General features: G+C 69.8%; 6 protein-coding genes and 1 pseudogene. 6 read left to right on the top strand and 1 reads right to left on the bottom strand.

The features are described from left to right. From AB7U92_RS20250 to AB7U92_RS20225, 6 genes are all read left to right on the top strand, one after another. Positions 1 to 437: chemotaxis protein CheW (locus tag AB7U92_RS20250; protein WP_428581182.1), on the top strand; the 437-nt coding region annotated here is incomplete at its 5' end. Then, complete coding sequence (locus tag AB7U92_RS20245; protein WP_428581179.1) at positions 434 to 2,602, top strand: methyl-accepting chemotaxis protein; 2,169 nt, start codon at positions 434 to 436, stop codon at positions 2,600 to 2,602. The genes AB7U92_RS20250 and AB7U92_RS20245, both read left to right, overlap by 4 nt. A 9-nt stretch (positions 2,603 to 2,611) precedes the next feature. Further along, positions 2,612 to 3,103: a chemotaxis protein CheW gene (locus AB7U92_RS20240; RefSeq protein ID WP_428581176.1), complete on the top strand. Its 492-nt coding sequence runs from the start codon at positions 2,612 to 2,614 to the stop codon at positions 3,101 to 3,103. Positions 3,104 to 3,118: 15 nt separating this feature from the next. Then, complete coding sequence (locus AB7U92_RS20235) at positions 3,119 to 3,931, top strand: CheR family methyltransferase (protein WP_428581173.1); 813 nt, start codon at positions 3,119 to 3,121, stop codon at positions 3,929 to 3,931. Beyond that, on the top strand, positions 3,928 to 4,416 hold the full coding sequence (locus tag AB7U92_RS20230) for a chemotaxis protein CheD (RefSeq protein ID WP_428581170.1): 489 nt from the start codon (positions 3,928 to 3,930) through the stop codon (positions 4,414 to 4,416). Before AB7U92_RS20235 ends, AB7U92_RS20230 begins: the two co-directional genes overlap by 4 nt. Positions 4,417 to 4,425: 9 nt before the next feature. Continuing rightward, a complete protein-coding gene (locus AB7U92_RS20225) occupies positions 4,426 to 5,478 on the top strand; it encodes a protein-glutamate methylesterase/protein-glutamine glutaminase (RefSeq protein ID WP_428581167.1) in 1,053 nt (350 codons plus the stop codon). Here the strand turns inward: AB7U92_RS20225 and AB7U92_RS20220 are convergent. Then, a pseudogene (locus AB7U92_RS20220) lies at positions 5,479 to 6,019 on the bottom strand (argininosuccinate synthase); the annotation flags it as partial.

The following is a 6,019-nucleotide window of genomic DNA, read 5'->3' as shown; positions in this document are numbered from 1 at the left end:
TCCTGATCGGCGTGGGCGCGAGCAAGTTCATCTTCCCGCTCGATGCCGTGGTCGAGGTCATCGAGAACCAGCCCAGCGCCGCCGCGCTCGACGCCCGCGGGCGCAGCATGATCGAGCTGCGCGGGCGCGTGCTGCCGGTGGTGAGCCTGCGCCGTCTCTATGCCCTCGATACGCCGCAGCCGCCTCGCAGCAGCGTGGTCGTCATCCAGGCCGGTGCGCAGCGCTTCGGGGTGATGGTCGACGCCCTGCTCGGCCAGCACCAGACCGTCATCAAGCCGCTCGGCCGCATGTTCCGCAGCCTGCGCGGCATGTCGGGTTCCACCATCCTGGGCAATGGCGAAGTCGCACTGATCTTCGACGTGGCCTCCCTGTGCCAGCTCGCCGCGGCGAGCCCCGCCCGTCCCGTTCCCACTGCCACCGAAAGAGAGCCGTCATGACACAGCCCCAGCACTCCCTGTTCGCCAATCTGTTCGCTGGCGCGGAACTCCGCCAGGCCGCCGACGCCCTGGCGCACTCGGAGAAGGCGCGCTCCGCGGCCGAGGCCGAGCGCTCCGACCTGGCCGCCACGCTGGCGCAGGTGAAGGCACGGCTCGACGAGGTCGAGGCCGAGCTGAAGGTTCGCACCGAGATCATGAACGTGACCAGCATCGTCTCGGAGGCCGACAAGAAGGGCGACATCCTCAGCATCAACGAGAAGTTCCTCGAGGTCTCGAAGTACTCGCGCGACGAACTGATCGGCCACGGCCACAACACCACACGGCACCCCGACATGCCCAAGGAGGTGTTCAAGCAGATGTGGGCCACCATCGGCCGCGGGCAGATCTTCCGCGGCGTGGTGAAGAACCGCGCCAAGGACGGCACGCCCTACTACGTCGACGCGGTGATCGCGCCCATCCTCGGCGAGAACGGCAAGCCGATGAAGTACCTCGGCGTGCGCTACGACATCACCGAGTCGGAGCTGGAGCGCCACAACGCCCGCGGCATCCTCGGCGCGATCGACGCGGCCTATGCCTACATCGAGTTCGACCTCGGCGGCCACGTGCTCGCGGCGAACAAGAACTTCCTCGGGTTGATGGGCTACTCGCTCGAAGACGTGCGCGGCAAGCACCACCGCATGTTCGTCGAGCCGTCCCTTGCGCAGTCGGCCGAGTACGCGGCGTTCTGGCGCGACCTCAACGACGGCAAGGCGAGCAGCCAGATCTTCAAGCGCATCACGCGCACGGGCGAGCCGGTGTGGATTCAGGCGGTCTATGCGCCCGTGAAGGACGAGATGGGCCGCGTCGTGAAGATCGTCAAGATCGCCACCGACGTGACCGCCGAGCACCGGGCCAACCAGATGCTTCGCGATGCCGTGGAGCAGGCGCGTGCCGTGACCGCTGCCGCCCAGGCCGGCGACCTGGCGCAGCGCATCCCGCTGGACGGCAAGAGCGGCCCGATCGCCGAGCTGTGTGCGGGGGTGAACGCGCTGATGGAAACCACTTCGGTGATCTTCGACGACGTCGGCCGCGTCTTCGGCGCGCTGGCCGAGGGCGACCTCACCCAGCGCATCTCGCGCGACTACGCCGGCAGCTTCGGCCAGCTCAAGACCGACGCCAATGCCACCAGCCAGACGCTGGCGGACATCGTCGACGACGTCGGCCGCGTGTTCTCGGGCCTGGCTTCCGGCGACCTGACACAGCGCATCACCCGCGAGGCACGTGGCACCTTCGACCGCGTCAAGCAGGACGCCAACTCCAGCTGCGACAAGCTGGCCGGCATCATCGACGAGGTGCGCACCGCCGCCGAGGCGCTGACCGGCGCGGCCAACCAGGTCAGCGCGACCGCGCAGTCGCTGTCGCAGGCAGCCAGCGAGCAGGCCTCGTCGGTGGAGGAGACCACCTCGCAGATCGACATGATGTCGGCCTCGATCTCGCAGAACAGCGACAACGCCAAGGTCACCGACGGCATGGCCACCAAGGCCAGCAAGGAAGCCGCCGAGGGCGGCGAGGCGGTGACGAAGACCGTGGTGGCGATGAAGCAGATCGCCGCGAAGATCAGCATCGTCGACGACATCGCCTACCAGACCAACCTGCTGGCGCTGAACGCGGCCATCGAGGCGGCGCGCGCCGGCGAGCACGGCAAGGGCTTCGCGGTGGTGGCCGCCGAGGTGCGCAAGCTCGCCGAGCGCAGCCAGGAAGCGGCCAAGGAGATCGGCGACCTGGCGGCCAACAGCGTCTCGACCGCCGAGCGTGCCGGCAAGCTGCTCGACGAGATCGTGCCGTCGATCCAGAAGACCAGCGAGCTGGTGCAGGAGATCGCCGCGGCCAGCAGCGAGCAGAGCCAGTCGGTCACGCAGATCGGCGGGGCGATGGGCCAGCTGAGCAAGGCCACGCAGCAGAACGCCTCGGCCTCGGAGGAACTCGCCGCCACCTCGGAGGAGCTCTCCGGACAGGCCGAGCAGCTGCAGCAGTCGGTGGCGTTCTTCGCTGCCGGCGGCGGGCACGTCGAGGGTTTCGTCGAGCGCCGCGCGCCGAACACGCCGATGCGCCCCACGACCCCGCGAGCGGTGGCGGCAGCGCCGTCGCGCCAGGCCACCGGCACCTCCAACTTCCGGCCTTACTGAGTCATCGCCATGGCTGACAGTGCGAGCACCCAGTACCTCACCTTCTGGCTCGGCGAGGAGATGTTCGCGCTGGACATCCGCAGCGTGCGCGAGATCATCCAGTACGCGCCGATGACCAGCGTGCCGCTGATGCCGTCCTTCGTGCGCGGGGTGATCAACCTGCGCGGCGCCGTCGTGCCGGTGATCGACCTGCACGCGCGATTCGGCCGCCATGCGGCCGCCGTGGGCAAGAAGACCTGCGTGGTGATCTTCGATTCGCTGCGCGACGGCGAGCGCACCGAGCTCGGCCTGATGGTCGATGCCGTCAGCGAGGTGGTGGATCTCGCCTCCGACGCGATCGAGCCGCCGCCGAACTTCGGCACTTCGGTGCGCCGCGACTTCATCCGCGCGATCGGCAAGCGCGGCGACCGCCTCGTGGTGCTGCTGGACCCAGACCGCGCCTTCGATGTCGACGAGATGGCCCAGCTGTGCGAGCACTTGGTGGAGGCGCTGGCTGCCTGAGCGGCCGCGAGACACATGCCCGCCCTGCAGGACAAGACCTTCCGCGCCATTGCGGATCTGATGCACTCGTCGGTCGGACTGTCGTTCGCCGAACACAAGAAGCCGCTGGTGGCCTCGCGCCTGGCGCCGCGCATGCAGCGCCTGGGCATGGACCGCTTCGAGGAGTACCTCGCGCTGATCGCCAGCCACGACGACCAGGGCGAGTTCCAGGTGGCCGTCGACCTGCTGACCACCAACGAGACCTATTTCTTCCGCGAGCCGGCGCACTTCGACCTGCTCGAGCGCGAGCTGACGCAACAGCGCCCGGCCGCGCTGCGCGTCTGGAGCGCGGCCAGCTCGTTCGGCGACGAGGCCTACACCACCGCGATGCTGCTGGCCGACCTGCAGCAGCGCGGGCTGATCGGCGCCGACTGGTCCATCCTCGGCACCGACATCAGCGACCGCGTGCTGCGCAGCGCGATGCAGGCCATCTACCCCAACGAGCGGCTGCGTCACGTCTCGCCCGAGCGCCTGAAGCGCTACTGCCTGCGCGGCGAGGGCGACGCCGAGGGCCTGAGCCAGATCCAGCCGCGGCTGCGCGAGCACGTGCGCTTCGGCCAGCTCAACCTGTGCCTGCCGATCGAAAACATCGGCCCGTTCGACGTGGTCTTCCTGCGCAACGTGCTGATCTACTTCGACCCGCCGACCAAGATCCAGGTCGTCGACCGCGTGCTCTCTCAGCTGCGGCCGGGCGGCATCCTGTTCCTCGGCACCGCCGAGGGGCGGGTGAACTGCCGCACGCCGCTGAAGACGCTGGCACCCGGCGCGTTCCGCAAGGTGATCGCGTGAAGGTGGTGCAGCCCTCCGGCCCGCAGATGTCGCCGCCGCACGTGCTCCACCCGGGCGACGTGGCCTGCGGCGTGCGCGGCGAGCGCTTCGAGACGCTGCTCGGCTCCTGCGTCGCGGTGATCCTGACCGACCCGCGCCGCACGGTCGGCGCGATGTGCCACATCGTGCATGCGGCCGGCGCGCCTGCCGGGCGCCCGGGCGACACGCGGCACGCCGACGTGGCCCTGGCCGAGATGCAGCGCCGCCTGTTCGCGCACGGCATGAGGCTGGAGCTGTGCGAAGCCTACGTCTTCGGCGGCGGCAATATGTTCCCGGGGGTCTACCCACAGCAGCCGGTGGGCGAGCGCAACGTGCACCACGTGCTTGACGTGCTCGCCTCCGAAGGCGTGCGCGTGCTGCGCCACGACGTCGGCGGCACCGCCTACCGGCGGCTGCGCTGGACGGTCGGCCCGGACGCGCCCGAGATCACCGCCGTGCCGGTCTGAGAAAGCGACATGAGCATCAACGTCTACGTGGTCGACGACTCGGCCGTGGTGCGTCAGACGCTGCAGCACCTGCTGCAGGGCGACGCGGAGATCCGCCTGATCGGCAGCGCGCCGAATCCGCTGCTGGCCGCGCCGGCGATCAAGCGCCAGCGGCCCGATGTGCTGCTGCTGGACATCGAGATGCCCGGCATGGACGGCCTGACCTTCCTGCGCCAGGTGATGGAGACCGACCCCATCCCCACGGTGATCTGCTCGACGCTGACCACCGATGGCAGCAAGGCCGCGCTCGAGGCGCTCGCCGCCGGTGCGGTGGCGGTGGTGGCCAAGCCACGGCTCGGTCTGAAGCAGTTCCTCGAGGATTCGCGCCGCGAGCTGGTGCAGGCGCTGAAGACCGCCGCACGCGCGCGGCCGAAGGCAGGCGGCGGCGCCGCGCTCGCGGCGGCGCGTACCGCATCGCGTGCGCCGGTCGCTGGCCTGCACGCGCTGGCCGTGAACAAGCCGGTGGTGCTGGGCAGCTCCACCGGCGGCACGCAGGCGATCGAGAGCGTGCTGCTGCAGCTGCCCGGCGACGCGCCGGGCATCGCCATCGTGCAGCACATGCCCGAGCGCTTCACCGCGATGTACGCGCAGCGCCTGGACGGCCTGTGCGCGATGAACGTGCGCGAGGCGAAGGACGGCGACCGACTGGAACGCGGCGTGGTGCTGATCGCCCCCGGCGGCCGCCACATGCAGCTGAAGAAGAATGCCGGCCAGTACTACGTGGCGGTGGCCGACGGCCCGCCGGTCAACCGTCACAAGCCCTCGGTCGACGTGCTGTTCCGCTCCGCCGCCGAATGCGCCGGGCGCGACGCGCTGGCCATCATCCTCACTGGCATGGGCGACGACGGCGCGCGCGGCATGAAGGCAATGCACGACCGCGGCGCGCGCACCATCGCGCAGGACGAGGCGAGCTGCGTCGTCTTCGGCATGCCGAAGGAGGCGATCGCGATGGGCGGCGTCGACGAGGTGCTGCCGCTGGCGCGCGTGGCCGGCGCGATCAGCGCCTTCGACGCGCGCGGCTGATCAGTCTTTCTTCAGCAGGGGCAGCAGCTCCGAGCCGCCGGAGGGTAGCAGCCCCACCTGCGAGTAGGTGGCGAGCTTCTCGCGCGTATCGGCGATGTCGAGGTTGCGCATCGTCAGCTGGCCGATGCGGTCGGCCGGCGAGAACATCGATTCGCCCTTCTCCATCGTCAGCCGCTCGGGCTTGTAGGTCAGGTTGGCCGACTCGGTGTTGAGGATCGAGTAGTCGTTGCCGCGGCGCAGTTCCAGCGTCACCTCGCCGGTGATGGCGCGCGCCACCCAGCGCTGCGCGGTCTCGCGCAGCATCAGCGCCTGCGGATCGAACCAGCGGCCCTGGTAGAGCAGCCGGCCGAGGCGGCGGCCGTTGTCGCGGTACTGCTCGATGGTGTCCTCGTTGTGGATGCCGGTGACCAACCGCTCGTAGGCGATGAACAGCAGCGCCAGGCCCGGGGCCTCGTAGATGCCGCGGCTCTTGGCCTCGATGATGCGGTTCTCGATCTGGTCGCTCATGCCCAGGCCGTGGCGGCCGCCGATGCGGTTGGCC

Origin of the sequence: Piscinibacter sp. (assembly GCF_050175855.1) — a bacterium.
Taxonomy (GTDB): domain Bacteria; phylum Pseudomonadota; class Gammaproteobacteria; order Burkholderiales; family Burkholderiaceae_C; genus Piscinibacter.
The sequence above is the reverse complement of the archived record's forward strand: the minus strand, read 5'-3'. Positions and strand labels throughout refer to the sequence as shown.